The organism is Streptomyces sp. 7N604 (assembly GCF_052245475.1).
Lineage (GTDB): Bacteria > Actinomycetota > Actinomycetes > Streptomycetales > Streptomycetaceae > Streptomyces.
The window spans coordinates 1-1,683 of record NZ_JBQQBX010000090.1; the positions used below are offsets into that span (position 1 = coordinate 1).

Below are 1,683 nucleotides of genomic sequence, written 5' to 3' on the forward strand. Positions count from 1 at the left end.
CCGCAACCCGCTCCTCGAACCACTCGGAAACCGACAGCGACGGCACCACACGCCCGGTGTCATTCCACTCCACCAGCAGCCTGCGGGCCTCATCGGCATCCAGCAGCTCCGCTCGGCTGATCGGCTCGTCGGGCCCGGTGACCATGGCCTCGAGTACGCGGAGGAAGCGCTGCCCCAACGCTTCGACCGTCGCCGGGTCGAACAGGTCGGTGCTGTACTCCAGCACACCCTGCAGGCCCGCCTGCTCATTGCCGGCGCCACGCCGGTCGGCGAAGGCGAACGACAGGTCGAACTTGCCGACGCCCGTGTCGGTGGCGGCCCGCGTGACCGTCAGGCCGGGCAGCTGGGCTACGGCGTCGTCCACGGCGGCCGTGTCCGTGTTGTTGAAGGCCAGCAGCACCTGGAAGAGGGGGTGCCGGGACAGTGAACGCTCCGGATTGATCACCTCGACCAGCCGCTCGAACGGCAGATCCTGATGCGCGTACGCCGACAGGCTCTGCGCCCGCACCCGCTCGATGAGCGCCCGGGCCGTCGGGTCGCCGGAGGTGTCCGTGCGCAGCACGAGCGTGTTGATGAAGACACCCACCAAGTTCTCGAGGGCGTCGTCGGTGCGGCCTGCGATCGGGGTGCCGATGGGGATGTCCGTCCCGGCGCCCAGCCTGGTCAGCAATGCCGCCAGGCCCGCCTGCACCACCATGAACGGACTGGCCTGAGTCTCCCGGGCAAGGGCGACCACCCGCTCGTACAGCTCCGTCGGCACCTCAAAGGCGATCCGCTCGCCCCGGTGGGAAGCAACAGCCGGCCGCGGCCGGTCGGTCGGCAACTCCAACTGATCCGGCAGACCCGCCAACGCCTCCCGCCAGTACGCCAGCTGACGGGAGATCTCACTGCCGGGATCCTCCTCGGAGCCCAGGACCTCGCGCTGCCACAGGCTGTAGTCCGCGTACTGCACCGGCAGCGGCGACCACGACGGCACCTCACCAGCCGTACGCGCCGCATACGCGGCAGCAAGATCCCGTGCCAGCGGACCACGCGACCACGCATCACTCACGATGTGATGCAGGAGCAGCAGAAGTACGTGCTCCTCGTCGCCCAACGCGAACAGCGTGGCCCGCAGGGGCGTTTCTGCGGACAGGTCGAACCCGCGGCGGGCGGCCTCGCGCAGCTGCTCGTCGATGGTGTCCGGATCCGATTCGACGACCGTCAGCTCCGGATGGGTCACCTGCGGCTCGAGGATCATCTGGTACGAGCCCTCGGCGTCCTCGGTGAAGACGGTGCGCAGGCTCTCGTGCCGCGCCACCACATCCGCCAGCGCCTGACGCATGGCCTCACGGTCGAGGGGACCGGTCAACCGCAGCGACACGGGAATGTTGTAGGTGGCGGTCGGGCCTTCGAACTGGTTCAGGAACCACAGCCGCTGCTGTGCGTACGACAGCGGAATGCGGTCCGGACGCGGACGGACGGTCACGCCCCGACGGGCGACCGAGGCCCCTTCCAGCGCCGCGGAGATACCCGCGACGGTCGGCGTCTCGAAAAGCTGCCGCACCGCCAGTTCAGCGTCCAGGGCCGTGCGGATACGGCTGACGAGCCTGGTCGCGAGAAGCGAATGGCCGCCGAGCTGGAAGAAGTCATCATCGATGCTCACAGCCGGCACACCGAGGACCTCGGCGAACAGATCGCACA

General features: G+C 68.9%; 1 protein-coding gene. It reads right to left on the reverse strand.

The annotated features are described in order from the left end of the window. A partial coding sequence (locus ACTWP8_RS38120) for a condensation domain-containing protein (RefSeq protein ID WP_443326632.1) occupies positions 1 to 1,683 on the reverse strand: 1,683 nt, incomplete at both ends.